General features: G+C 58.3%; 20 protein-coding genes, 1 tRNA gene and 2 pseudogenes. 11 read left to right on the top strand and 12 right to left on the bottom strand.

Annotated elements, in window-relative coordinates; all coding sequences use genetic code 11:
* Positions 1-62 precede the first annotated feature (62 nt).
* Positions 63-139 (top strand) — tRNA-Met (locus tag N4A58_RS11660).
* Here N4A58_RS11660 and N4A58_RS20945 read toward each other — a convergent pair.
* From N4A58_RS20945 to N4A58_RS11630, 8 genes and pseudogenes are all read right to left on the bottom strand, one after another.
* On the bottom strand, positions 96-1,040 hold the full coding sequence (locus N4A58_RS20945; RefSeq protein ID WP_367176988.1) for a zinc ribbon domain-containing protein: 945 nt from the start codon (positions 1,038-1,040) through the stop codon (positions 96-98). The two genes, N4A58_RS11660 and N4A58_RS20945, sit on opposite strands and share 44 nt — an antisense overlap.
* Before the next feature lie 6 nt (positions 1,041-1,046).
* Positions 1,047-1,328: pseudogene (locus N4A58_RS20940) on the bottom strand (recombinase family protein); the annotation flags it as partial.
* A gap of 175 nt (positions 1,329-1,503) precedes the next feature.
* The gene (locus tag N4A58_RS11655; RefSeq protein WP_293709800.1) at positions 1,504-4,002 is read right to left on the bottom strand and encodes a choice-of-anchor L domain-containing protein; all 2,499 of its coding nucleotides are present in this window, start codon (positions 4,000-4,002) and stop codon (positions 1,504-1,506) included.
* Positions 4,003-4,555: 553 nt separating this feature from the next.
* A pseudogene (locus N4A58_RS11650) lies at positions 4,556-4,825 on the bottom strand (transposase); the annotation flags it as partial.
* Positions 4,826-5,133: 308 nt separating this feature from the next.
* On the bottom strand, positions 5,134-6,378 hold the full coding sequence (arsJ, locus tag N4A58_RS11645) for an organoarsenical effux MFS transporter ArsJ (protein WP_293709798.1): 1,245 nt from the start codon (positions 6,376-6,378) through the stop codon (positions 5,134-5,136).
* The gene (locus tag N4A58_RS11640; protein ID WP_293709796.1) at positions 6,375-7,373 is read right to left on the bottom strand and encodes an ArsJ-associated glyceraldehyde-3-phosphate dehydrogenase; all 999 of its coding nucleotides are present in this window, start codon (positions 7,371-7,373) and stop codon (positions 6,375-6,377) included. The genes arsJ and N4A58_RS11640 overlap by 4 nt, the downstream gene beginning before the upstream one ends.
* Complete coding sequence (locus tag N4A58_RS11635; protein WP_293709794.1) at positions 7,370-8,194, bottom strand: helix-turn-helix domain-containing protein; 825 nt, start codon at positions 8,192-8,194, stop codon at positions 7,370-7,372. The genes N4A58_RS11640 and N4A58_RS11635 overlap by 4 nt, the downstream gene beginning before the upstream one ends.
* Before the next feature lie 94 nt (positions 8,195-8,288).
* Positions 8,289-9,716: a sodium:alanine symporter family protein gene (locus N4A58_RS11630; protein WP_293709792.1), complete on the bottom strand. Its 1,428-nt coding sequence runs from the start codon at positions 9,714-9,716 to the stop codon at positions 8,289-8,291.
* A 140-nt stretch (positions 9,717-9,856) separates the two neighbouring features.
* Between N4A58_RS11630 and N4A58_RS11625 the strand changes: the two genes are divergently transcribed.
* Positions 9,857-10,669 (top strand): helix-turn-helix transcriptional regulator, encoded by an 813-nt coding sequence (locus tag N4A58_RS11625; protein ID WP_293709790.1) that lies wholly within the window; start codon positions 9,857-9,859, stop codon positions 10,667-10,669.
* On the opposite strand, the gene N4A58_RS11620 is transcribed toward N4A58_RS11625, so the two are convergent.
* The gene (locus N4A58_RS11620) at positions 10,666-11,619 is read right to left on the bottom strand and encodes an asparaginase (RefSeq protein ID WP_293709788.1); all 954 of its coding nucleotides are present in this window, start codon (positions 11,617-11,619) and stop codon (positions 10,666-10,668) included. The genes N4A58_RS11625 and N4A58_RS11620 overlap by 4 nt on opposite strands.
* Before the next feature lie 284 nt (positions 11,620-11,903).
* On the opposite strand from N4A58_RS11620, the gene N4A58_RS11615 reads away from it, so the two are divergent.
* The gene (locus tag N4A58_RS11615) at positions 11,904-13,163 is read left to right on the top strand and encodes an AGE family epimerase/isomerase (protein ID WP_293709786.1); all 1,260 of its coding nucleotides are present in this window, start codon (positions 11,904-11,906) and stop codon (positions 13,161-13,163) included.
* Here N4A58_RS11615 and pobA read toward each other — a convergent pair.
* From pobA to N4A58_RS11600, 3 genes are all read right to left on the bottom strand, one after another.
* Positions 13,157-14,326, bottom strand: a complete 1,170-nt coding sequence (gene pobA / locus N4A58_RS11610; protein WP_293709784.1) for a 4-hydroxybenzoate 3-monooxygenase — start codon at positions 14,324-14,326, stop codon at positions 13,157-13,159. The two genes, N4A58_RS11615 and pobA, sit on opposite strands and share 7 nt — an antisense overlap.
* A 105-nt stretch (positions 14,327-14,431) precedes the next feature.
* Complete coding sequence (locus N4A58_RS11605) at positions 14,432-15,244, bottom strand: sugar phosphate isomerase/epimerase (RefSeq protein ID WP_293709782.1); 813 nt, start codon at positions 15,242-15,244, stop codon at positions 14,432-14,434.
* Positions 15,241-16,935, bottom strand: a complete 1,695-nt coding sequence (locus tag N4A58_RS11600; RefSeq protein ID WP_293709780.1) for an FAD-dependent oxidoreductase — start codon at positions 16,933-16,935, stop codon at positions 15,241-15,243. Before N4A58_RS11600 ends, N4A58_RS11605 begins: the two co-directional genes overlap by 4 nt.
* A gap of 119 nt (positions 16,936-17,054) precedes the next feature.
* Here N4A58_RS11600 and N4A58_RS11595 point away from each other — a divergent pair, with 119 nt between their 5' ends.
* From N4A58_RS11595 to N4A58_RS11560, 8 genes are all read left to right on the top strand, one after another.
* Complete coding sequence (locus N4A58_RS11595) at positions 17,055-17,963, top strand: LysR family transcriptional regulator (protein WP_293709778.1); 909 nt, start codon at positions 17,055-17,057, stop codon at positions 17,961-17,963.
* 147 nt (positions 17,964-18,110) lie between these two features.
* A complete protein-coding gene (locus N4A58_RS11590) occupies positions 18,111-19,115 on the top strand; it encodes a tripartite tricarboxylate transporter substrate binding protein (RefSeq protein WP_293709776.1) in 1,005 nt (334 codons plus the stop codon).
* Between the two features lie 126 nt (positions 19,116-19,241).
* Positions 19,242-19,820: a tripartite tricarboxylate transporter TctB family protein gene (locus tag N4A58_RS11585; protein WP_293709774.1), complete on the top strand. Its 579-nt coding sequence runs from the start codon at positions 19,242-19,244 to the stop codon at positions 19,818-19,820.
* Entirely contained in the window at positions 19,817-21,334 is a 1,518-nt protein-coding gene (locus tag N4A58_RS11580) for a tripartite tricarboxylate transporter permease (RefSeq protein ID WP_293709772.1), read from the top strand. Before N4A58_RS11585 ends, N4A58_RS11580 begins: the two co-directional genes overlap by 4 nt.
* On the top strand, positions 21,334-22,185 hold the full coding sequence (locus tag N4A58_RS11575; RefSeq protein WP_293709770.1) for a shikimate dehydrogenase: 852 nt from the start codon (positions 21,334-21,336) through the stop codon (positions 22,183-22,185). Before N4A58_RS11580 ends, N4A58_RS11575 begins: the two co-directional genes overlap by 1 nt.
* A complete protein-coding gene (locus tag N4A58_RS11570; protein WP_293709768.1) occupies positions 22,185-24,071 on the top strand; it encodes a sugar phosphate isomerase/epimerase and 4-hydroxyphenylpyruvate domain-containing protein in 1,887 nt (628 codons plus the stop codon). Before N4A58_RS11575 ends, N4A58_RS11570 begins: the two co-directional genes overlap by 1 nt.
* Positions 24,072-24,263: 192 nt before the next feature.
* Positions 24,264-24,575, top strand: coding sequence for a hypothetical protein (locus N4A58_RS11565; RefSeq protein ID WP_293709766.1), 312 nt, complete (start codon positions 24,264-24,266; stop codon positions 24,573-24,575).
* A complete protein-coding gene (locus N4A58_RS11560) occupies positions 24,572-25,813 on the top strand; it encodes a methyl-accepting chemotaxis protein (protein ID WP_293709764.1) in 1,242 nt (413 codons plus the stop codon). The genes N4A58_RS11565 and N4A58_RS11560 overlap by 4 nt, the downstream gene beginning before the upstream one ends.
* Positions 25,814-25,898 lie beyond the last annotated feature (85 nt).

The raw sequence follows: 25,898 nt of genomic DNA, 5'->3' as shown, positions 1-25,898 counted from the left end.
CTATATCCGCTGAGGGCGATAGCGGCCTCAAGAAGCACTCCGTGCTAAAGGCCAATAAGCGTCGCGGGATGGAGCAGCCCGGTAGCTCGTCAGGCTCATAACCTGAAGGTCGTAGGTTCAAATCCTACTCCCGCAACCAACTTAAATTGCAGAACATCTTCAATACCTTGCGCCTGAGACACCTCTGGACCAAGCGCCATGTTCAGCAACCCAGCCAAATCTCCGCGTAAGTCGATCGTATAACCGTCGTGGTCATCGGGGATCAGGATGATCTTCTCAATCAGTCCACGAAGTTGCACCCAGCTCTCGTTCATCTCGGTCCGATCTCCAAGAGATCGGATAAGCGCTGAGACACGCTGACGGTAGTCCTCAGCCAGACGGGGATCGAAGCGCAGGACGTCCTCGCGCGGCTCGGCACTGAGTTCCGCCCCTAAAGCTGCGGTGCGCCGCATGTTCTCTTCGATCTCGTCGTGAAGGAATTCCGCAGGCACGCCTGACTTGATCGAAGCAACGAGCACGTCTTTCTCGCTTTTGAGCTTGGAGAGAGATGTCAGAAGTTCGCTACGTTTGTCATCACGCGACGACGCCAGGCGGTTCCGCTCCGCCATATAGGCGTCACAGAAGGCCTTTACGGCCTCGGGCTGCATCAGTCGTTCCGTCAGGGCGGTCAGGATGCGATCTTCCAGCTCTTCTCGTTTGATCGTCCGGCGGTTGGGGCAGATCACCTGGCCCTTGGTGCGCGACTGTGTACACCCGAAGGAGGACTTGTTGATCATGGAGAACCCGCCTCCGCAGCAGTCGCAAACGAGCAGCTTTGAAAACAGATAGCGCGGCCTGCGACGGTTGGAGCAGGTGCCTTTGTTCCGCGCGGCCGAGCAGCCCATGCGCTCTTGATTGATCATACTGTAGCCAGAGCCGCAGTCACCGCATTCCAGGAGGCCTGAGAGGAGATAGCTGGGGCGTCGGGCGGTCTCGGTGCCGGGAGTTTGTCCGGCTTTGCGCTTCTCGAAGACCTCCTTGCGCAGTTTGGCCTGGCGCACTTTTACCTTATCCCACAGAGCATCATCGATGATCCGCATGTCCGGCACTTCAGTGACGACCCACGCTTCTGGTGGGTTGAGACGTGCCCGACGTGTGGTGGTGTCGGGATCCTTTTTGAACCATTGGCGGTTCCAGACGCGCTTGCCAATATAGAGTTCGTTGTTGATGACACCGGTCCCGCGCTTCCAGTTCCCAGACAGGGTGCTGAACGACCAAGCGCCGCTGCTCTTGCCGCTGCGGCGGGGCGGGGGGACCCCTTCGGCATTCAGGGCAGTCAGAATATCAGCAGGTCGTAAGCCTAACGTACTCTGGTTTTGGGCAGAAAGCCCAGGTTAATGCGTAGGCGAAGATGTGCTGCGCCGTTGAGCTTATAACACCGGCGTCCGTAATTTCAGATTCAAATATCATAATGAAGAGCGCTGCCCTTTCGAGAAGGGCAGCGCTAAAGGGTTGGCCAAGTGTTTAAATCAGATTGAATTGATCCTGTAGAGTCGCGATATCATAATCTAAAACAGTCAGCGACGTCTCGGCGTCAAACTGGAATACCACGTCGTTTCCATCCTGAGCGGCATATGTAAGAAGCGCGTTCCCGGAAGGCACAAAGAAGCTTCCCTCAGTCGAAACGGTCAAGAATTCGATCTGATCCTTATCGGTAAAGTCCTGAATGATGTCATTGCCACCATTCGACAAATTGAACTGGAAGGTGTCCTTACCTCCGCCGCCCTTTAGAAGATCATCGCCCTGATCGCCGCTCAACACGTCATTTCCGCTGGCGCCGTTCAGCTTGTCGTTGCCCGCGCCGCCAAAGATGAGATCGACGCCGCCGTTGCCAGCCAGATTGTCGTTGCCGTCACCTCCGTTCAGGATGTCGAAACCGCCACCACCTTTGATCTTGTCCTTGCCCGCACCGCCAAGGATAATGTCATTGCCCGCATTCCCAGCAATTTTGTCCTTGCCATCGCCGCCTTCAATGTAGTCGTCGCCACCCTTGCCTTTGATTTTGTCATTCCCGCCAAAGCCATAAAGCTCGTCATCGCCCTTGGTGCCTTTGACCTTGTCCTTGCCCCCATCGCTGTAGCCTATCGCGGTGCCATTGCCTTCTTCGAGAGAAGAAATCTCGAAGGTGTCTAGGTCGAACTGCCCATCAAGGGTGAAATAGGTGTCCATCTCCCCATCTTGATCGCTGTCGATAGCAAAGTTTGCAGAGCCTTGGGTAATTTCGACATTCTCGCTGGTGAAGGTGACACCGTTGAAGTTCAGTTGGTCGCCAGCTCCAAAGCCCGAAATGACGTCTCCGTCAAAGTCCGAGGCTCCACCGGTAAGCGACACAGGGCCGCTTGCTTGTGAGATATCGATCTCTTCGGCAATGCCAGTCGGTGCGATATCCGTTGTGTCTTCATCTGCGGTGAGACTGGTCAAAATTCCTGCGTTTGCGCCACCGCCCGTCAGGAAGCTAAAGTTCGATACGAACATACCCGAGGCGTAGATGGTATCGCCCGTGTCAGCGATAGCGATTTTGATTTCGTTCACGCCTTGCTCAAGCGCGGCGCGGATAGATAGTGGTTTAATGAAGCCATCCCATTCGACGTCATAGTCGCCGGTGGTGTTGTCAAAGAAACCGTACTTTGACTGGTTGCTGCTGGTAATAGCCAGTGCCGAACTCGGGTCGTCGTCGTCAAAGAGGGCAACGTTCACACCGTTCACATAAACAGCCGCGATATCGGTATAGCTTGTGTCAGAAAACTCTGGATATTCGTCAGAGCCGAACACGAGATCGAACCGCATTCCATCGACCGTTTTATCAGTGACATTGATGTTGAAGGTCAGGACCGAGGCGTCTTGGGTCGCACCAGCGCCTGAGAATGCGTCTTGCGCGCTGGCATCCAGATCACTGTCGCCCGAAGTGAAATGGGAGACAGAGTAGCCTTCTTCGGTGTTTTCAGAGCCGACGAACCCTCCGGTTGAGAAGAAGAGAGCGTTCTCCACTGAAAATGCCGTATTGCTGGTAGACTCGCTATCGACCGAAAAATCGGGAACGAAATAACCGGCTTGCTCGGCCCCGGTGTAAGTCACATCCGAAACCGAGCCATCGAACTGCTTGTTCAAATAGGCTTCTAGCGCTTGCTCCGGTGTCTCGAACCCTTTGCTCTCTGCGCGGTCGAGGAATGTCTGCAGGACTTCTTGCGAGATCTGGATGCCACCCGTGACTTCTTCCTGTTCTTCTTTGGTGATCAGGGTCAGACCGTCAACAAAGAGACCGGAGTCATATGCACCGTCGTTCACTTCTGCCACGACGATTTTGATGGTGTTCTCGCCCTGTGTGAGCGGTGCCTGAAAAACAGCTTCTTCGATGAACGCGCCCCAATCGATCGCGTAGCTGCCCGAAGAGTTCTGGATCAGGTATCCGTCATCGTAGACGCTCTTTGACACGGTGAATGGCTGGTCTGCATCCCCATCGAACAATGCGTAGTTCACACCGTTGACGTAGACTGCAGAAATATCGGTGTACTGCGAATTGGTCGAAAATTTGGTTTCGTGGGTGCCGAAGATTGCATTCAGCGAGAAGCCGGTCACATTGTCAGAGTCGACATTGATCGTAAATTCAATGGCCGCCGCATCTGCTGTCGTCGCGCCAGTGAAGCCTCCATCGATCAAGCTTTGGTTTAGGTCAGCGTCGCCAGCGGCACCATTTTTAACGGTGGGCTCCCCTTGGCCGTGGGTCGTACCAACCATCGCGCCGGTCGAAAGGAAAATGCCGTCTTTGATGTCGAATTGCTCTTCGAGCTTGAAGCTCTCGACGAACAGGCCAGCACCTGCAGCGCCGGTAAAGGTGGCCGAGGTCACGAGACCCTCGAACTTGGTGTTCAGGTATGCTTGAAGCGCTTCGCTTGTCGATGCGGCTGCATCAGGGTTAGCGGCTAGCCATTCAGCAAATGTCTCATTTCCATTGGAATAAGCCACATCATTTTCCAAAAATCCGGCCTTCGGCCTAATGTTCCCATAAGCGCCGCGTTTCACGATCAGTCGCTCGAAAAGTGATACGAGCAAGTAATATGTATAGTTTTACTTACGGATGATTTTTCGATTGGCCTGATGGATATCTTTTGGAGGTGTCCGAATTGGATATTTCCGTTGGTGCGGTGAAATGGATTTAAAATCCTGTAAGCAGACAGTTAAGAAAGGAGATGCTGGGTCCCATCGTGAATCTATTTATGCAAGGCGATCGAAAGAGCTATATCTGCCCGTTTCTTTCTACATATTGAGCTAAGGAGACAACGATGGACGATTGCAGGGGATTTCACAGGCGAATTCAATCTCGATTAATTCTCCCTAAGTGTTATTCCCACCATCCATCTTGCTCTGGCACGAACGTATTCCGCGCCGGGTCGGGGCATCTCACATAACAAGATGCTAAGTCGAAAAGCCGTGTTCAAGGTGGACCGAAATTTCTATACGAGCGGCTTTGTCAGATACCTTCAAAGAAGCAAACCGTGCGCAATTCGAGTTCCTGCAATCAACCCTTTTGAATTGTGGGCAGCATTCGTAACTTATGGATGACGAGAGCAGCGAGGGCGATGGCCGAGAGTAATACTTGGGGCATCGGCCATAGCGGGTTGAGACGCGACGCCAATCCTTCAGGCCCACGAACATGATCTCTATTCGGTTTCGACACTTATGATATTTGATTGTCGTCGGTCGTTGCCTTCGGACGGATACTGGTGGGCATTCTTTTGTCTTTCAACGCTTCTCTGAACCCGTTTACGTAATAGCTGCGATCTCCGAGCTTCTCAGAGTGAAGAGAAAGGTAATCGCATAGTTGCCCATCCCGTTCATGCAGGATCAGAACGCTCCGCTCAATCAGGCCCCCCAGCTGCTCCCAGCTTCCGACCGTTATACCACGATACTCGAGGTCTCGATACGCGACGCCAATCCTTCACGGTACACTGCCGACAGAGGAAGGGGGAGGGTAACGAGAAAATGCCCGCGCAATAGATCAGCAGGGCCCGCGAAAGCGAGGGCCGAGAAGGCCGCTGTTGTGCAAAAAAAACAGTTATAGTGCCGACGCTAAACGAATAAGCGTCAGTAATTCCTTCAAGAGCGTAACTGACATGCCGCTATCATTGACATGAGCACCATAACGGTCGCGCACGCTAGAAGCAGCACCAAGCCCCCCACTTGGTAGGCTGCCCCAGACAGAACAGTCCCAATCAGGCGTCCTCCGGCGTTTGCCATGTAGTAAAAGCCCACGTCCATAGTCACCCGTTCCGACTTGGTGAATGCGAGGATCAGGTAGGAATGGAGCGAAGAATTGATTGCGAAGACGGCGCCAAAGGCCAAGAGTCCAACGATCAGTAGCGCCGTAAGCCAATCGGACGGGCCGGTCGCCATGAATGCGGCGCAGGCGAGAGCGGCAGGAATGGCCGAAAGCAAGAACGCCCAACGGCGCGCGTCGGCGATGAGAGCCTTTTCCGAACGGGCGCCTGCGCGCAGGACTTTGGGCGCAAGTCCTTGGATCAAGCCGTACAGAATAATCCACGCAGCCATGAACGTTCCGATGATGAAGAATGCCGTGCGATTGCCCTCTGCGGTCCCATCAGACAGCACACTGTAAAAATAGATTGGGATGCCCACCACAAACCACACGTCCCGCGCACCAAATAGAAACAGGCGTGCCACCGATAGCCAGTTCACGTTGACCGACTTTGAGAAGACTTCCGAAAATTTGGCACCCTTTCGCCCTGTCGGCAGCCCGGCAGGCATCGCATAGGCAATAGCGACGAGTATGATGAACAACACGCCTGCCATCAGATAAGTTGCCCAAACAAAACCTAACGTGGACAACATCAGAGCACCGAGCAAGAAGCCGACGCCTTTGACCGCATTCTTGGAGCCTGTCAGGACAGCAACCCAACGGAACAGACCTCCTTTCTCAGTTGGGGCCAGAAGCTTGACTGCAGACTTTGACGACATCTTGGCCAGATCCTTGGCCACGCCGCTCGCACCTTGGACGCACATAACGTAGGTGACTGACAGACCTATGGACCATGCTGGATCGAGTTGCGCCAAGGCAATCAGCGCAGCCACTTGAATGCCGAGCCCGACATAGAGGGTAGAGGTCAGTCCAAACCGCGCGGCAATCCAGCCTGCGGACAGGTTCGTGACCATGCCTGCAATCTCGTAAAGCACGAACAGGTAGGCCAGCTGCACAGGACTGAAGCCCAGAGTGTGGAAATGCAGCAAAACGAGCATTCTCAGCGCCCCGTCGGTCAGCATGAAAGCCCAATAGGCCGCTGTAACCGCTATGTAGGCGGACATTCCTTCGGGGCGCGTGCTCACAGGCGGGCTCCGACCATTTCGGCCACGTCAACGAGCCGGTGCGCGTAGCCCATCTCGTTGTCATACCAAGCGTAGACTTTGACTTGGGTGCCGTTGATCACCATCGTCGACAGGGCGTCCACGATAGAGGAACGTACGTCGTTAGTGTAATCGGTAGAGACCAGCGGCCGTGTTTCATAGCCGAGGATGCCGGCCAGCGGGCCTTCGGCGGCGGCTTTGAACAAGGCATTGACCTCTTCGGCTGTGGTCTCCCGCTCCACCTCAAAGACGCAGTCGGTCAGCGACGCATTCAGCAGAGGCACACGCACGGCATGACCGTTCAGGCGGCCCTTGAGCTCGGGATAGATCAGGGTGATCGCCGTGGCGCTGCCCGTTGTCGTAGGGATCAGCGAGTTCAGTGCGGACCGCGCGCGGCGCAGATCCTTGGCGGGGCGGTCCACGATGGTCTGTGTGTTGGTCACGTCGTGGATCGTGGTGATCGAACCATGCTTGATGCCGAGGTTTTCGTGGATCACCTTGACCACAGGCGCAAGGCAGTTGGTGGTGCAGCTTGCCGCGGTGACGATCTGATGCTCTTTGGGATCGTAGACGTCGTTGTTCACGCCGTACACAACGTTCGCCGTGGGGCCGTCTTTGACAGGGGCCGAGACGACAACCTTTTTCACGCCTGCTGCGAAGTAGGGGGCGAGCTTGGCCTCGGTCTTGAAAACGCCGGTGCAGTCGATGACCACATCAACGCCGTCCAGAGGCAGTTCGTTCAGGTCAGATGTGCCGACAAAGGGCAGGCGGGTGCCGTTGATCGTTACGCTATCTGCGTCGTGGCTGAACGCGGCGTCCCAGCGGCCGTGAACGGTGTCGAATTCCAGGAGGTGCGCGTGCATCTCGGGATTGCCTACCGCATCGTTGATCCATGCGATCTTGGCGCCGCGCTCGAGCAGCGGTTTGAGGGCAAGCTTACCGATGCGGCCAAGGCCATTCAGGGCGTAGGTGGTCATGCGTCGTAGTCCTTTGGCATGCGGGCAATAGAGTCGATCGCGCTCTGCAACGCGATCCGGTCCAGCGAGTCGACTTGCAGCTGCACGAAAGCGGCAATGCGCTGGCGCAGCGCGCGATAGGTGTGTTGGTAGGCGTCTTCGATAGAGAACCCGCTTGCGACCAGAGAGCTGGGGTCCGGCAGGCCCCAGTGGCCGCTGATCGGCTGTCCCTCCCATTTGGGGCACTCTTCGTTCGCGGCTTGGTTGCACACCGTGAAAACGAAATCCATCTGCGGGGCCATATGCCCCTGAAACGCATCCATGTGTTTCGGCGACAGGCCGATGGGTTCAATCCCGTTGGCTTCGAGTGTGCGTAGGGCGATTGGGTTCACAGAGTCGCGCGGATGGGTGCCCGCCGAGTACGCTTTGAACCGGTCGCCCGCCATGCCCCGCAGGATTGCCTCGGCCATGATCGAGCGGGCCGAGTTTCCTGTACACAGGAACAGCACGCTCCTCTTGCCGCTGGTCTGCAGGGCGGGGGCAGGGGCGCACATCTCGGGACGGCCGCGGCAGCAATCCACCAGCAGGTAGTCAAAGGTCTGTCGCACAGTCTCCATATCCACGGAGTACATGAGCGAAGTGCCCGCGCGTTGCTGCGTCACCAGCCCGACCTGCATGAGCGAGGACAGGTAGGTGGACAGAGTGCTGGCCTTCAGGTCCAAGGCTCCTGCGATTTCCCCCGCGGGCAATCGGTCCGGATATCGGCGCATGAGCAGACGGAACAGGGCCAGCCGCGCAGGGTGCCCCAGAATAGCAAGACGATCGGGAATCATTTTTTCCATATTTCAGGTATATCCGAAATATGGCTGTGCGATCGTGAAATTTTTGTAACGCCGCAATAAAAAAGGGCCACGCGAGGGTGGCCCTAAGTTTGGCTTAGCCGTTGTCGCCGCGCCATGCTTCGCGGTCGATATCGAGATCCGCAAAGTCATCGGGGTTCAGGACAGGGCGTTCAACCCCATCCTTTAGCTGTTCCCGGAAGTCGCGCAGCATGCGCATCGCGACAGGGAAGAGCATCATAATCGCAAGCAGGTTCACCAGCGCCAGAATGCCCATCATCGGGTCCGAGAAGAAGAAGACGGCGGTTGCTCCGGGTGCGACGGCACCAAGGAAGACAATGCCCATGATCGCCAGACGAAAGCCGACCAGAACCGCTTTGCTCTGGGTCATGAAGGTCAGAGCGTTTTCGCCGAGGTAGTAGTTGTAGATGATCGACGAGAAAGCAAAGAGCAGGATCGCCAGTGTCAGGTAGTACTGCGCCCAATCGCCAAGGTGGAACACGATGGACTGCTGGGTCAGGGCGACACCGTCGATGCCTTCGGCGCCGGGCACGTAGACGTCACCCAGCAGGATCACGAACGCGGTGCACGAGCAGATCAGGATCGTATCAATGAAGACCGAGAAGGCCTGCGTGATGCCTTGGCTGATCGGGTGACGCACATGGGCAGTTGCTGCGACGTTAGGGGCAGAGCCCAAGCCAGCCTCGTTCGAGAACAGGCCGCGACGCAGACCTTGGGCAATCGCGGCACCCATACCGCCACTGACAGCTTCTTCCCAACCAAAGGCATTGCGCACAATGGTGGTCAGGACGGAGGGAATGTCGCTGAGATTCATCAAGATGACGACCAGTGCCATCAGGATATAGCCCACCGCCATGATCGGGACGACAACGTCCGACGCCTTGGCAATGCGGTGGATGCCGCCAAAGATGATGAAGCCAGAGATCACAGCCAGCGCAATGCCGGTCCACAGGCGATCCACACCGAGCGAGTCCTGTACAGCGCCCGCGACGGTGTTGCCTTGGAATGCGTTGAAGCCGAGGCCGAACGCTGCGATCAGGCAGATCGCGTAGACCACTGCCAGCCATTTATAAGAGGCACCGAGGCCGTGCATGATCGCGGTCGCCGGACCACCGCGATAACCGCCGTCATCGGTCTTGCGCTTGAACAGCTGCGCGAGCGAGCATTCGACAAGGCTAGTGGCCATGCCGACCAGCGCAATCGCCCACATCCAGAACACCGCGCCGGGCCCGCCAAGGGTGATCGCAACCGCGACGCCTGCGATGTTGCCACCGCCGACACGACCGCCCACAGACACCAGCAAGGCCTCGCGTGCTGAAATCTGCGTGTCGTCGTCCGAGTTGTTCTTGTTCGACAGCACGCGGAACATGCGGCCGCAGTACTCGATCTGGACAAAGCCAGTGGCGATGGTGATGAACGCGCCAAAGACGACAAGGATCGGGATCAGGGACCAGCCCCATGTCAGATCGCCGATCTTGCCAAAGATCATTTCTAGAAATTCCATGAAGCCCCTCGTGGATCCGGTCTTGGTTCAAAGTTCGGGGCACCCTAGTGAGCGAAAACGTGGTTACCATTTCGCTAACTTGCGCACAGGCGACGCGAACTGTATCCGAACCAGCGTCAACTAGTGAAAGATGTGCCCGCATGTCCCGAGATTTGCCCGCCAACCTGAAGGCGCTGTGCAGTTATCACAAGTCCATCGCCGAAGTGTGCCGCCAGCTCGGGATGAACCGCTCGCAGTTCAATCGCTACCTCAGCGGAGAGACATTTCCCTCCCTGCGGATCATGCGGAGGATGTGCGATTTCTTTGGCGTCGAGGAAGCAGAGATCCTGATGCCCCACGGCCAGTTCATGGAATTGATCCGGCTGAAGCCGCAGGAATCCGGCGTGCGGGCGGAAACGAACAAGATCGCTGCGATTGCCGAAGACTTGAGGATGGGTTCGCGCAGTGGGTTGGACCGCTATGTGGGCTACTATTTCACCTACTATAATTCGATGTCCCATCCGGGGATGATTTTGCGGGCCCTGACGCAGATCTATCGCACCCGCCACGGGATCAACGTCAAAAGCATCGAGAATGTCGGTTTGCCTGGTCAGGCCAAGTTTACCTGCAAATACGAGGGCGCTTGCTTCTTGTTAGGGGATCGCCTGTTCATGACCGTGATGGAGATGCTGACCCGCAACGAGGTCATGCAGATCATCTTTTATCCCAGCTATAACAACCGGATCAATTATTTGACGGGCGTCGTGACAGGGGTGGCCGCCCGTGCGCCGCGCCCGCCTGCGGCCACGCGGATGGTCTGTCAGTATCTGGGCCAAAGCCTTGATCTGCGCAAAAGCCTGAAACTGAGCGGGCTCTATCAGCCGGACGATACATCGATCCCAGCAGAGGTGCGTCACATGCTGTCGGGTGGTCTGCGCGCGGGGTCGGGTCTGATCGAGGCGCCTCTGCCCTAAGCGGCGGTGTATTCCCCGCACTGGCAGGTGGTCAGGTACTCGCGCTGCGCGTCAATGTTTTCGAATTGGCTCAGGGCAAATTGGACTTTGGCATAAGCCATCTCTGGTGTCATGTTGCGTCCGTCGATCACACCGGTCTCGCGCAGGACGCCGCCCGCAGCGTAGGTGCCAAGGCGGATGCCTCCTTCGGCGCATTGGGATACGGCGACGACTGGGATCTTCCGCTCTTGTGCACGATGCAGTGCTGCGCGCAAGGCTGGCGTATCCGGAGCTGTACCCGAGCCATAGCAGCGCAGGACGATGCCCGCGCAGGTGTCTGCGGCAAAACGGATCAGCTCTGTGCAGGTGCCGGGCGTGATCGAGACCACGCCGACGCGGTGGTCCTGAACTTGTGCGAGGTCCAAGGTTTCCGCGAGGATCACTGGCGGGGTCGTAACCGTCTCGGCTTCGAACGCGTCAAAGGCATGGGAATGGGATTTCCGGACCCGTCCGCCGTGCAGCAGATTGCCCGCGAATTGCACCCAGACGCCTGCGGGGGCTTCGCTCGCGGCGGTTAGGGCATCGTTCAGGTTTCGTGTACCGTCCGTCCCTTCAACCGTCAGGGGCAACATTGCGCCGGTGACGATCACCGGCTTGCGTAGGCCGCGAAGCCCCAGACACAGAGCGGCTGCAGTGTAGGCGAGTGTGTCCGTGCCGTGGGTCACGATGAACCCGTCAAAGCGGTCGTACTCCGCATGGATGGTTGCGGCGATCTTGGCCCAATCGGCAGGGGTGGCCTGCGCGCTATCAATCAACGGATCAAAACACTGGACGTGCACTTCGGTCGAGACCTGACCCGCAGCCCGCAACTCTTCGATAGCGGTTTCCAACACGCCGGAGCGAGGGGCAAACCCTGCATCGGTTTGAACCATGCCGATGGTGCCACCGGTGTGAATCACTAACAGAGCCATGTTGTCCCCTTGCCGTTTGCTGGGTTGTAACCTTGATCGCATGCGCGCCGATAGGGTCTGGTGCCCGACGCAGGCAAGCGCTGCCAGATATCGCATGCTCTGCGTTTGGTGTGAACTGCCCTAACCTGAGCGTCAAATCGCGTCAAAACGCCCTTACGCCGGAATACGCTCGTTGCCGAAGCTCCGGTTTCGGGCGAGTCAGATGGCCGGTCTCCGCTTGAGCCGTTATCGCAAACAGTCTTACAAGAAGGGTAACTTTGCCCTTGTTCGATCAGGAGACTCCCATGCCCCAATCAGCGCCCGGACCAGAGGGATCGACCCCGTGGCTCTCCTCGCCTGAGCATCGTGCGTGGCTGACTCAGGAGGCCGAGCGACAGCTTGATTTCTTTGCGCGTAGTATCCGGCCTGACGGTGGCTTTGTATCTATGGATTATGACGGGGCGCCGATGGCGCACCAACTCCAAGAACTGCATTCCACAACGCGCTTGGTCCACAGCTACGCCTTGGCGCACTTGGCGGGCTATCAGGGCGCGGAGACGCTGATTGACCAAGGCATGGCGTATCTTTGGAACGTGCATCGCGACAGGGAGTACGGCGGCTATGTATGGGGTGTGCAGGGGCAGCAGGTCGCCGACGGGCGCAAGCTGGCCTATGGGCATGTTTTCGTCTTGCTGGCTGGGGCGTCGGCCAAGTGCGCAGGTCACCCCGATGCGGACCGCTTGATTGATGATGCGAGCCACGTTCTCGACACCCATTTCTGGGAGGATGGCCCGAGCCTGTTCGCAGATGAGTGGAACCGAGACTGGACGCCATTTTCGACCTATCGCGGGATGAACGCCAACATGCATGGGGTCGAAGCGCTGCTCGCCGCCTACGAGGCCACAGGGCACGAGGTTTATCTGACACGGGCAGGACGTATTCTAGATTTCTTTATGCGCCACGTCGCGCGGGATGAAGGCTGGCGTATTCCCGAACATTATACCGCTGATTGGCAAATAGACCGTGCCTACGACGGTGATCCGATGTTCCGGCCCAAAGGCACGACACCGGGACACTCTGTCGAGTGGTCGCGCCTGCTCTTGCAATACTGGGATCTGGTGGGGCGTCCAAAAGACGGCACGCTAGACATCGCGCGCTGTGTGGTGACCCGAGCGCTAGAGGATGCATGGGATACAGAGCGCGGCGGGCTGGTCTACACACTGAACTTTGATGGTACGCCGGACATCGCCGACCGCTACTGGTGGCCGGTGACCGAGGCGATTGGCGTGCTCGCGAGTCTCTTGAAGATCGCGCCGACGAAAGATGACGAGCAGTGGTATCGACGCCTTTGGCAGTTCGCAAATGACCACTTTATCGACCATGTTCATGGGGGCTGGTACCCCGAGACCGACGCAGAGGGGCGTCCAATGGCGACACAATTCGCGGGCAAGCCCGACGTTTATCATGCGTTACAGGCGACGATGTTCCCGTTGGCGCAGGGCGTGTCCCGTTACGCCAAAGCGTTTGAGGACGCGCCCTTGTGGCCTGTGGGTCAAGGTCAGTAAGGCAGACCGATATAATTCTCGGCTAGATCGCGGCGGGCAGTTTCAGAGTCCGCCAGATGGCGCAGCGTCGATTTGCGCATCTGCTCGGCAAAACTATCCTCCCCGTCAAAGCGGTGCAGCATGGTGGTCATTTGCCAGCTAAAGCGCATGGCTTTCCAAATGCGTTGCAGGGCGCGGGCCGAATATTCTTCGATCCCTGTCTGGCTATTGCTCTTCACTGCGTCGATCAGGGATTGGTGCAGGTAAAACACGTCAGATGCAGCAAGGTTCAAACCCTTGGCGCCGGTCGGCGGGACGATGTGTGCGGCGTCACCCACAAGGAATAGGTTCCCCCAGCGCAGCGGCTCCGACACAAAGGATCGCAGGGGCGCAATGGACTTTTCGATCGACGGACCAGTGACCAAGCGGCTCGCGGCTTCGGACGGGATGCGGCGGCTGAACTCCTCCCAAAAGCGGTCGTCGGACCAGTCTTCAACGGTATCGGTCAGCGGCACCTGAACATAATAACGCACAAGATTTTCGTTGCGCATGGAAGCCAGCGCAAAGCCGTGGCGCGAGTTTGAATAGATCAGTTCGTCGTTCACTGGGGGCGTGTGAGACAGAATGCCGAGCCAGCCAAAGGGGTACACACGCTCGAACTCGCTACGCTTTTCTTCGGGGATCGTCTTGCGGCTGACCCCGTGGAAGCCATCGCAACCCGCAACAAACAGGCAATCTAGGCGCTTCTCTTCGCCCTCGTGACGGAAGGTGACATAGGATTGGGTCTGGTCCAGATCATGGATCGAAACATCCTCTACCCCGTGCAGAATTCGCGTGCCCATGGTGTCTTGGGCGGCATAGAGGTCTGTGGTGACTTCGGTCTGGCCATAGACCATGACCTGTTTGCCCGTCAGGTGTTTGAAGTCGATGTGGACCATCAGGTCCTCGTCGGTCATGTAACAACCGTCGTGGGGGATGCCCTCTTTGCCCATGCGGTCGCCGACACCGGCCTCGCGCAGCAAATCCACAGCGCCCCATTCCAGAATGCCCGCACGGATGCGTGACAGGACGTGCTCTCGGGTCGATCGCTCTAGCACCACGGTCTCGACACCCGCGCGGTTTAGCAACTGTGACAGCAACAGCCCCGACGGTCCGCCGCCAATAATCGCCACCTGAGTTTTCATGATCGTCCTCCCTGTTCGTGGCAGTCAGTTTGCCCTTGAACAGAGAAGACGGTAAATGGAGCGCTCCAGCCTGTGCTGGTACTTTTCGTGCATTTTGGCCTCAGCTTATGTCGTTGAAAGGGTATCCAGCAAGGCGCGGGTTTTCTGAACGTAGGTGGCAAAAGCGCTGGCATACCCCTTAGCCGACATCGTCATAGGACGAGGAATTTCTAGCCCAATGGGCGCGTCTGGCGCGGCCCGTAGAAAGGCAGCCAGATCGATTTGTCCGTCGCCCGGCGCGAACCGTTCAGCGCGTGCTGTGTGCAGCAGATCCTCGACCGCGTAGGCGGGCAGAACAGGCGCATCGCAGAGGTGCAAAAAGGGCATCCGCTCCTGCGGGATCTGAGCCAACAGGTCAAGCGAAGAGCCCGAGCGGTCGAAGTGCAGGCTGTCGACCAACAGGCCCACGTCGTCACCCGCCGCTTGCACCACTTGCCAGCAGGTCGCCAAATCAGGCACCGAAGTCCACGGAAAGAACTCTAGTACGACCCCTAGGCCACGCGCCTGTGCGGCCTCTGACAGCGCCCCGATTGTTTGGGACAGCCGTGACAGGTCTTCGTCATACGGGGCGAGGATGGCGGTGTTCGCCTCAAGCTCCGCGCCACAATCAAAGAAGGGCAGCAAGCTTTCTACTGTGGTTTCGGCGGTGACTTTGACGAATTCGATGTCGTTCACACGCAGTCCGCTGTTGCGCAGGGCGTCCTTGGTGGCGCGCATCATGGCGGGGTCCTGCCACAGGGGATAACCGGGCGAATCTTCCGTGACTTTGATCAGCCTTAGACCGACTGCATCCAGTCCGCCCTCTGCAGCGGCTTCGATCAGGGCAGGGGGTGAGAGGTCAATCGCGCTTAGGTGGGCAATAGAAATATCGCGCGTCATGTATTCGCTCCGGTCTGGGCCGCGTGCCGGCCCGCAATAAAGCCAAAGGTCATTGCGGGGCCAAGGTTAATCCCGCCTGCCGGATAGAACCCGCCAAAGACAGAGGCCGCGTCCGTGCCCGCCGCATATAGCCCACCAATCACGGAGCCATCTGCGCGCAGCACCTGGGCGTTCTCATTCGTTGCCAGCCCCGCAAATGTCCCGAAGCTGCCAGGCACAACCTCGACCGCGTAGAACGGCGCTTTGCGGATCGGGGCTACGTTTGGATTGGGCGTTTGCTCTGGGTCACCCTGAAGTCGCATGTAAGGGCTCGTGCCGCGACCAAAGGCTGGATCCTCGCCCTGATCTGCGCCCGCATTCCAGTCAGCCAGCGTTTGCGTCAGGCCATTGGCGTCGATTCCGCAGGCGCGCGCCAGCTCTTCGGGGGTGCGTCCTGTTTTCAAGTACCCGCGCTTGATCCATTGCTTGAAGGGCAGGGGCTGCGGACGCACCACGCCGATGCCGTACCGCCGCAGGAAACGGTGATCGCAGATCAGCCAACTGCGCGCGGGCGTTCCCTCTGGTGTCACGCGGAGCAGAGCCTCGACATAATCATGATAGCCAAGACCTTCGTTACAGAAGCGCTGGCCGTTCGCGAGAACGCCGATCAGACCGGGTTTCCCGCGATCAATGATGTGGGGGAATTGAGCGACGCGGCCATCGGGCCAGCGTACAGTCGAGACGGGACAGAATGCAGCGGGCCGTGCTAGATCGGTACGCACATGTGCGCCGACTGCTTCGGCCAAGGCAAGGCCGCTGCCATTGGCGCTCTCGACCGCGAGGGTGCGGTGCTCCTCGTTGCGGGGAAAGGTTTGGGCGCGTCGTTTGCCATCCTGAGGGTAGCCGCCACATGCCAGCACGACACTTGGTGCGCTGAGGTTCGTGCCATCGGATAGAACGACGCCGGTAATGGTGCTGCCATCGGTGTTTAGATGTGTGACTGTCTGGCCGGTGCGGATATCGACACCTGTCATGCGCGCGGATTTCAGCAAGCGACCGACCAGAGCGATCCCGTTCCGCAAATCCATTCCACGCCGATACAAGGCCAGATCACGGAAATGACGCAGGGTGCGCTTCGTGACATAGGTAAAGGATTTTACCGACCGCGTCATGGTCATGAAAGCACGCAGGTCGGCACCGGCCTGAATGGTCATTCCCAGAAAGGTGGTCTCTCGCACCGGCTCGCGCAATAGTGCGATGTCCGCCCCCAGATCTCGGGCATCGTAGGGGCGGGCGATCACCGACCGTCCGCCGGTGCCTGCGCCTGCCACGTGGCCATACGTGTCGGGGATGGGAAAGCCACCGTCGAATTGCAGCGCTGTGCCGCTTTCAAAGAAGCTGACCATCTCTGGCGCGGCCTCAAGAAACGCATCCACCCGTTTGGCATCAAAGTAGTTGCCCAAAACGCCCTTCAGGTAGGTGCGGGGGGCGTCGATATCCTCGTCAATCCCGGCGCGCTTTGCGGGGCCATTATTCGGGCTCCATATCCAGCCACCAGACCACGCCGTCGTGCCGCCGATCACAGGCTCTTTCTCGATCAGTGCGACCCGTGCGCCATGGCCTGCTGCCGTCACGGCTGCGGACAACCCAGCCGCGCCGGACCCTAGGACGATAACGTCAAAGCTGACTTTTTCAGGTGTATTAACCGCCACTGTATTGCCCCCTCGTCCCCTCAATGGGCCCATCTCAGGCATTCCGCTGCGTAACGTCAATTACAAGTATGTCGAATTACGGAACATCATGTTAATCACTGTGGTGGGAGGAGACAGGCATGAAAGAAATTACTCTTCGCCAGATCGAGGTAATCCGTGCCGTGATGCTGCGCGGGACGATCAGTGGCGCAGCGGACCATCTGGGGGTGTCCGCCCCCGGCATCAGCCGATTGATCAAACATACAGAAGAGAGCCTTGGTATTCGATTGTTCGAACGCCGCGCTGGCCTCTTTATTCCTGCGGTCGAGGCGAGCGCTGTCTTTGACCAGATCCGAGAGGTCTACAAGGGCGTCGAAAACCTGCAGCTCGCGCTCGACTCCCTGCAAAAGGGTGAGGACGTGAGATTGGCCTTTGCCTCAGCCCCGTCGGTGGCGCAATTCATCGCCACACGTGCGATCCGCGATCTACGGGGGCGCTACCCTGACCTCTATATTGACCTGAATATTTTGAAAATTGAGGAAACGGTCGACTATCTGCTGCTCGAGCGTGGCGAGTTCGTAATCATGAGCTCGCCCGTGCAGAACGCCGGGATCGAAAACACACAGATTGCCGAAGGGCGAATCGTCGTGATTGTCCCAGAGGGCCATAGGCTGGCCGAGCAGGATGAAATCTCGATTTACGATTTAGAACACGAGCCTCTGATCGGGATCGATCCTGCGGATCCCTACGGGCAAATCCTTGCCAAACCCTTTGTTGAGGCCGGATTGACGATGCAGCATTCCATCCGTGGACGCTTTGCGCAGACCCTCGTCAGCTTCGTCCGGCATGGGCTTGGGGTGGCCTTGATCGATGAGTTTTCTGTGGCCGAAGTCTACATGCCGGGTTTGGTGCGTAAGCCCCTGAAAGAAAATGTTGTTGTTCAGTCCTATGTGGTACAAAAGAGGGGCCGGAACCTTTCAGCCTTTGCCGAAGATGCGATACGACTGCTGACCCGTGAATTAGCGAATGCAGCAACACATTGGCGCTAAATCCTGCCAGCAGTAAAATAACCTCAGGTTAATAGTAGATAACTTTAGGTATTTGACGTTATGCCTTGGCTTCGTCAGTCTCTGGTCTTAACGGGTAGCTCTGCAAGCAATAGCTATCCCGAAATGATCTCATTGGGAGGAGATACTATGAAACGTTTCGCTTTCGGCGCCGTCTCGGCGCTTGTTCTTTCTGCAACCGGTGTTTTGGCGGCTGACTATCCCGCCAAGGAAATCCAAGGCATCATCCAGTGGGGTGCCGGTGGGTCTACCGATACCGTAATGCGTTCGGTCACCCCCCACGCCGAAGACGCGCTGGGTGGCACTGTTGTCATGCAGAACATGACCGGCGGCGTTGGCGCGATCGCGCTGAACTACGTCGCGACTCAGTCGACCGACGGCTACACCCTGCTGATGGGGGCGGAAAACCCGCTGCTCTACAAAGTCATGGGTCTGGGCAAGAAAGACTACACCGACTTCACCCCCATCAACCTGCTGGCACGCGGCACCCCGATCCTGGTGGCAAGCCCTGACGCGCCCTTCGACGATTACGCAGGCATGATGGCCTACATCAAAGAGAACCCCGGCGAAGTCCGCTTCGGCGCGACTGGTCCCGGCGGCCTGCCTTCGGTTGTCACCGCGATGATCGAAACTGTTGAAGGCGAGCTGGACGTGATCTCGGTGCCCTACGACGGTGACGGCCCCGCGCTGACCGCTCTGCAGGGTGGCGCCATCGACGTGATGCCCGCCGTTCTGGGCGCAGCGATCGAAGGCATCCGCGCAGGCAACATGAAGCCGCTGGCTCTGTTCGACGTTGCGGCCAATGAAAAGCTGCCCGACGCGCCTGCAGTCACCGACTTCAACGAGACCTACAACGACTTCCTGCCTTGGGGTCCGTTCTTTGGTGTGTTCGTTGCCAAAGGCACTCCGGACGACGTCGTTGAGAAGTTGTCGGCGGCATATGCCGAAGCGGCCACCAACGAAGACTTCGTACAGCTGATGGACAACCGTGGTTTCACCATGATGAACATCTCGGGTGCCGAAGCCGAAGACTTCCTGTCGACTTGGCAGCAGAACACCACTTGGCTGCTGCAGGACGCTGGCCTGACCAAGAGCTCGCCCGAAGAGTTCGGCATCGCGCGTCCCGGCGAATAAACCAAACTGACAGATCGCCCGCTTGGCGGGCAAAGCTGCTATACTGGCGCCGCTCGTCCCTAGATGGGCGGCGTCTATCGTTCCGCAGGGCGGGCCTCGCCTTGCACTAGGCTGATGGAGGAAGCCATGGAACCCGATTTTCGCGGTGACGCTGATCACCACGATGGTACGTCCGACGCCACTCCGGGTGGCTACGCTGACAGCCGTCGCCCCGGTGAACTGGTTTTCACCATTTTTCTGACGATTGGGAGCGGTGCGCTCTTGTGGAACGCCTACGGTATCGCGGGCTTTGAGGCGCTGTCCTCGCCCGGTGCGATCCCGATGGCGACAGCCGCCGTTATGCTGATCTCGTCGATTATTATTCTGGTCAAGACGGCCAGACTGAAGCTCGTGGCGAACGAAACCATGTCCAAGGATATTTTGCCTTGGCTCGTGATCGTCATGTTCGTTTTGCTTGTGGCATTTGGCATTGCTCTGAAACCGCTGGGATTTATTCCCACGGCCGCAATTTTCCTGATCCTCTCGATGAAACTCATGGCCCGCCGCAGCTGGCCTGTGACCTTGCTCATCGCTCTTGGATCGCTCGTGGTCATCTGGCTGATCTTTCGCATCGTCTTCACAGTGCTCTTGCCTGCAGGCATCGTGCCCGAGGCAGAGTTCATCCAGTACTTCCGCGACCTATTTTCTGCAGGAGGTGACGCATGAGCGCCCTGATGGATATGCTGATGATCTTTACAAACCCGCAGCTGCTGTTGCTGGTGGGTTTGGGCACCTTTGCCGGCGTTTATGTCGGTGCCATTCCCGGTCTTTCGGTGACGATGGCGGTGTCGATCCTGATTTCGTTCACCTTTTCTTGGGATGTTCTGCCTGCGATCTCTCTGATGATCGGTATCTACATGGGCGGCGTCTATGGCGGCTCGCGGACGGCGATCCTGCTCAATATTCCCGGTGCGCCGTCGGCGATTGCCACCGCGATGGATGGCTATCCCATGGCCAAGCGGGGCGAGGCAGGGACCGCCATCGGAGTGACCACCGTGATGTCGTTCTTTGGCGGCTTTATCGGGATCGGTGTGTTGGCACTGGCCGCGCCATTTGTTTCGAAGTTCGCGCTGACCTTTCAGCCGCGGGACTACATGCTGCTGGCGGTTCTGGGCATTCTGCTCGTGGGGTCACTGTCGTCCGGCTCGCTGATCAAGGGAATTTTCGCAGGGGCTTTGGGAATTGGCATCGGTGCGGTGGGCATGGACCCGCTAACCTTTACCGAGCGTTTCACCTTTGACATCCCGCTGCTGACCCAAGGCATTTCGTTCATTGCCGTGATGATCGGTATGTTCGGTGTGTCAGAGGCGCTGCTTCAGCTGCATCACATTGACATGCCCGCTGTGCGGCAAAAGATCGACCGCATCGTTCCGTCCTTTAGCACCATCAAGAAGCATCTGCCGCTATCGGTTCAAACGTCTTCTATTGGTGTCATCATTGGCGCTTTGCCGGGGACAGGCGGCGATATCGCTGCGCTGATGGCCTATGATCACGCCAAGCGTGTGACCAAGAACCCCGAGCGTGAATTCGGCGACGGTGCAATCGAAGGTCTTGTCGCCCCTGAAACTGCCAACAACGCGGCGGTGGGCGGTGCATTCATTCCGATGATGACCCTTGGTATCCCCGGTGATGCGGTTACTGCGATTATGATCGGTGCGCTCTATATCCACGGTCTGAACCCCGGTCCGATGCTGATGATCGACCAGCCGCACATGTTCTGGTTCATCGTGGGCGCGCTGATCACCGCAAACTTCTTTATCCTGCTGTTCGGCCTGACAGGCATCAAGCTGTTCACCAAGATCGTGGAAATCCCTCGCGCGTTTCTGATCCCCCTGATCATGCTCTTGTCCATCGTCGGCGCCTATGCGGTGAACAACTCGATCACCGACGTCTACTGGATGCTTGGCTTTGGTGTGTTCGGCTACTTTATGCGCCACTACGGCTACCCCTTGGGGCCGGTCATTCTGGGTGTGATCCTCAGCCGCCTCTTGGACGATAACTGGCGCCGTGCGATCATTTCCGAGCGCGAAGATCTGGGACGCTTCTTTGGTGGCCTTTTCTCCAGCCCGCTCTCGACCGTTCTGTTCGTCGCCGTGGTGCTGATTTTCGTGTCGCAAACCCCGCTGTGGACCAAGGGCAAAGCTTTGATCTTTGGCCGTAGCAACCGGAGTGCATCGTAATGCAAGACCTGCCCGTCACACTTCAACTAGGCCTGATCGGTGACAATATCGCCGCCTCGCGCTCGCCCCTGCTGCACAAGATTGCGGGCGAGCAAAACGGGATGGACGTCAGCTATCTGCGTCTGGTCCCCCGCGAGATGGAGCAGGACTTTGACGGTGTGTTCCAGTTCGCCAAAGACAACGGCTACCGCGGGATCAACGTCACCTATCCCTACAAGGAATACGTGACCAAGTTCCTGCAAGTGGACGATCCGCTGGTGCGTGGCATCGGCGCGGTCAACACCGTGATCTTTGGCGAGGGCACCCCCAAAGGCCACAACACCGATTACTCGGGCTTCATGTCGGCCTATCGGAATGTGCGGGGGGATCGTGCCCCTGGTGCGGTCCTGATGATCGGCACGGGCGGAGTAGGGCGGGCGATTGCCTTTGGTCTGGTGGGTCTGGGCTGCACCGAACTGCGTCTGGTCGACCGCGATATGCCCAAGGCCGAGGCGCTGGCGGCCGATGTCCGCAAAACCGCGCCCGAGGTGACAGTGATCTGCGGCTCAAACGCCGAGGCTATGGCTGATGGCGCGCAGGGCATCGTGAACTGCACCCCAGTGGGCATGGTCGGCTATGACGGCACTCCGCTGGCGGAATGGGCTATGGCTGGTGCGGCTTGGGCGTTTGACGCGGTCTACACCCCGCCGGACACTCAGTTCTTAACCGACGCCAAGGCCAACGGCCTCGACATCATATCGGGGTGGGAACTGTTCTTCTTCCAAGGGGTTCACGCGTGGAAGTTTTTCTGCGGCGCCCCTCTGGATGAACCTGCGCTGCGCGCGGAACTGATGACCGAAAGGACCTACTAATGAAGACCTCGATCGCCACTGTATCGGTCTCTGGCAACCTGCGCGAAAAGCTCGAAGCAATCGCCGCCGCAGGCTTCTCGGCGATCGAGATTTTCGAACAGGACTTTATCGCGGACGAAGGCACCCCGCGCGATGTGGGGCGCATTGTCCGCGACCACGGGCTGGAAATTGCGCTGTTCCAACCCTTCCGCGATTTCGAAGGTCTGCCCGGTGCCCTGCGCACCAAGGCCTTTGATCGCGCCGAGCGTAAATTCGATCTGATGCAGGAACTGGGCACCGATCTAGTGCTTTTCTGCTCGTCGGTGCATCCGCAGGCGTTGGGCGGCATCGACCGCGCCGCCGAGGATTTCACTGAACTTGGGGAGCGCGCGGCCAAGCGCGGCATCCGCGTCGGCTACGAGGCTTTGGCGTGGGGCACCCACGTGAACGATCACCGCGATGCGTGGGAAATCGTGCGCCGTGCAGATCACCCGAACATCGGCCTCATTGTAGACAGCTTCCACACTTTGGGCCGCAAGATCGACCCGAATACCATCCGGCGCATCCCCGGGGACAAGATCTTCTTTGTCCAGCTGGCAGATGCGCCGATGATCGAGATGGACCTGCTGTACTGGTCCCGCCACTTCCGCAACATGCCGGGCGAGGGCGATCTGGCCATCACCGACTTTATGCGCGCCGTCGTGGCGACCGGTTACAACGGCCCCGTCAGTCTGGAAATCTTCAACGACCAATTCCGGCAGGGCAACGCAAAGACTGTGGCCCGCGATGGCTATCGTTCGCTGATCAACCTGATGGACAACGTGCGCCGCCAAGAGCCCGAAGTCGCAATGCCCTTGCCGAACCTCCCGCCCAAGGTCGAGGTCAACGGCACTTCCTTTATCGAATTCGCCTCGCGCGGCGATGACGCCGATAAACTGCGCAAGCAACTGGAAGTTCTGGGATTTGCCAAGACTGGCCAGCACGTAGACAAGAAGGTCGCGCTTTGGCAGCAGGGTGATATCCGCGTGATCATCAATGAACAGCCGCATGACTTCGCGGGATCGGCCTACAACATGCACGGCACCTGTGTATGCGATTTCGGTCTGGATGTCGGATCGGCGGCGGACACTGTCACCCGCGCCAAGGCGCTGGGGGCGACCATGTTCTCGCAGCCCCTGTCCGAGGGGCAGATCGACATTCCGGTGATCCGGGGTCTGGGGGGCAGCCTGCTGCATTTCCTTGATCAGTCGGACAAGCTGGCGCCTGTTTGGCAGCAGGAATTCTCGCCTGTCGAAGCTGACACCATCGGCGTGGGCCTCAAGCACGTCGACCATGTGGCGCAGACAATGACCTATGACGATATGCTGTCTTGGTCGCTGTTCTACACCTCGCTCTTCGACATGAAGCAGTCGCCCATGTTCGACGTGACCGACCCTGACGGTCTGGTCCGCTCTCGCGCGATGGAGGCGAAGTCGGGCAAGTTTCGTATCACCCTGAACGGCGCGGAAACCCACCGGACGCTGGCAGGCGCATTTTTGGCGGACAGCTTTGGCGCGCCGGTTCAGCACATCGCGCTGGCGACTGACGACATCTTTGAAACCGCGCAGAGGCTGGCGGATCGCGGATTTGCGACTTTGCCGATTTCGGGGAACTACTACGATGATCTCGCTGCGCGCTTTGACATTGACCCGGATCAGCTGGCCACCATGAAGAAGCTGAACATCCTGTACGACCGCGACGACCAAGGGGAGTTCTTCCAGGTCTACAGTCAGGCGATTCCCGGCGGGCTCTTTGTCGAAGTGTTGGAGCGCCGAAATGGTTACGCAGGTTACGGTGCGCCCAATGCCCCCATGCGCATCGCGGCGCAAAAGCGGCTGGCGCGGGCCAAGGATATGCCCCGAAACTAGGGCTTCACAGAATTGAAACGTTAGATCAGGTGCCATTTGGCGCCTGTTTTTCTTTTAATATCAGTGGGTGAGGACCGAATGGGGATAGGGAAACAGCAACTTGGTCAGTTGGCGTTAACCCGATTGGATGAAGCCGCGACGCATAAGTTTGGACCCGATTGATCGCCTTGATGCGTGCAGTAAACAGGCTAAATGCGAAACCTTCACCCTGCGCCCCTGATTGCTGTTGGAATGAGTGCCATCCTTGTTGCGGAACTGGCAAGCGTTGCTGTGGCGTCAGTGCCGGATGACGCGGACCTGATCCTTGTGGTTGCCCCTCCGTGGCATGGCGGCCCAGAGGCGATTGTCACCGCTGCCGGTGGTTCAGTCGTTGGTCCGGCCAACGCCCCGCTTGCAGTTGTCGCCACTGATGCGACACCGGATGCGTTCAAAGATGCAGGCGCTTGGTTTTTGCTCGATCCCCGAAACGTTCCATTCCTCTGCGCAACGGAAACACCTCAATGAGTACTGAAGACATCACTTCCACGAAGGCGAGCGCGATCGCACTGACCCGCAAGGTCGCTATGGGCATGACGCCTATCGCGCCCCTCTCTGCATTTCTCGTCGGTGGCAACCTCGTCGCTGAGCTGATCGCGGCCCTGGCCTTGCTCGCCGTTGCGTACGCGTCGAGTCGTGTGGCCGAGAAGTCCCAAGCCATCGTTCTGTCCGTCGTTCTGATCGGCCAGTGTGTGGCCTTTACCTCTGCATTTGCAGGCCATCCGTGGCAGCTGGACAGCCACATGATGTTCTTTGCCGTGCTCGCGATCATTGCGACCATGGGCAGCGTTCCTGCATTGCTGGCTGGTGTGGCCGTGACCGCAGTACACCACCTTGCTTTTGGTCTGCTGGCGCCCTCGTTGGTGTTCCCCAGCCTCGCTCTGTTCGATGTTCTGGGCCGCGTCGTTTTCCACGCTGTGATCGTCCTGTTCGAGGCCGCGATCCTGCTGTGGTCGATGATCCGTTCGCAGCAAGCCGAAGCGCAGATCATCTCTGGCCGCGCCGAACTCAGCAAATCCGCTGCTGCCGCCGAAGAAGCGCAGGTCGAAGCCGAAGCCACCCGCGAGCAGGCACTCGAAGTCGCCGCCCGCACCCGTAAGGAAGGCCAGAAAGCTGCCGTCGCCGTCGAAGAGATTTCGGCCGCTGCCAGTGCCGCTGCCGAGACCGCCAGCAACGCACGTGTGGTTGTTGAACAAACACGCTCTTATGCCGAAGGTTCTGGCGCCGTCGTGCACCGCGCTATGGACGCTATGGACGCAATCAAAACATCGTCCTCGCAGATCGACACCATCATCACTGTGATCGACGAAATCGCCCGTCAGACCGACCTTCTGGCGCTGAACGCTGCGGTCGAATCCGCTCGCGCAGGCGAAGCAGGCCGCGGCTTTGCTGTGGTCGCTCAGGAAGTCCGTAAGCTTGCGCAGCGCTCGGCCGATGCCAGCCAGCAGATCCGCAATTTGGTGACAACCTCTTCGGAGCAGGTTTCCGAAGGTGTGGAACTGGTGTCTGAAACCGGTGAATCCTTGAACCAGATCCTGAACGCTGTGTCCGAACTCGCCGATCTGATGAACGGTATCGCCGAAAACGCCAAACAGCAGTCCGAGGGTCTGAACCAAGTCAGCGTCGCGATTTCGCAGATCGACAACATCTCGGAAGATGATGTGAAACAGACTATCTCGTCCAAGCCGGTTTTGGCTCTGGCCTAAGTCCCCTGATTCACCAAGAATAGCAAAGCGCCCGCCGAAAGGTCGGGCGCTTTTGCGTTTCTGGGGCGGCGCCATTGGCAAGCTG

The sequence above is a fragment of the Donghicola sp. genome, from assembly GCF_025210255.1.
Lineage (GTDB): Bacteria > Pseudomonadota > Alphaproteobacteria > Rhodobacterales > Rhodobacteraceae > Donghicola > Donghicola eburneus.
The sequence above is the reverse complement of the archived record's forward strand: the minus strand, read 5'-3'. Positions and strand labels throughout refer to the sequence as shown.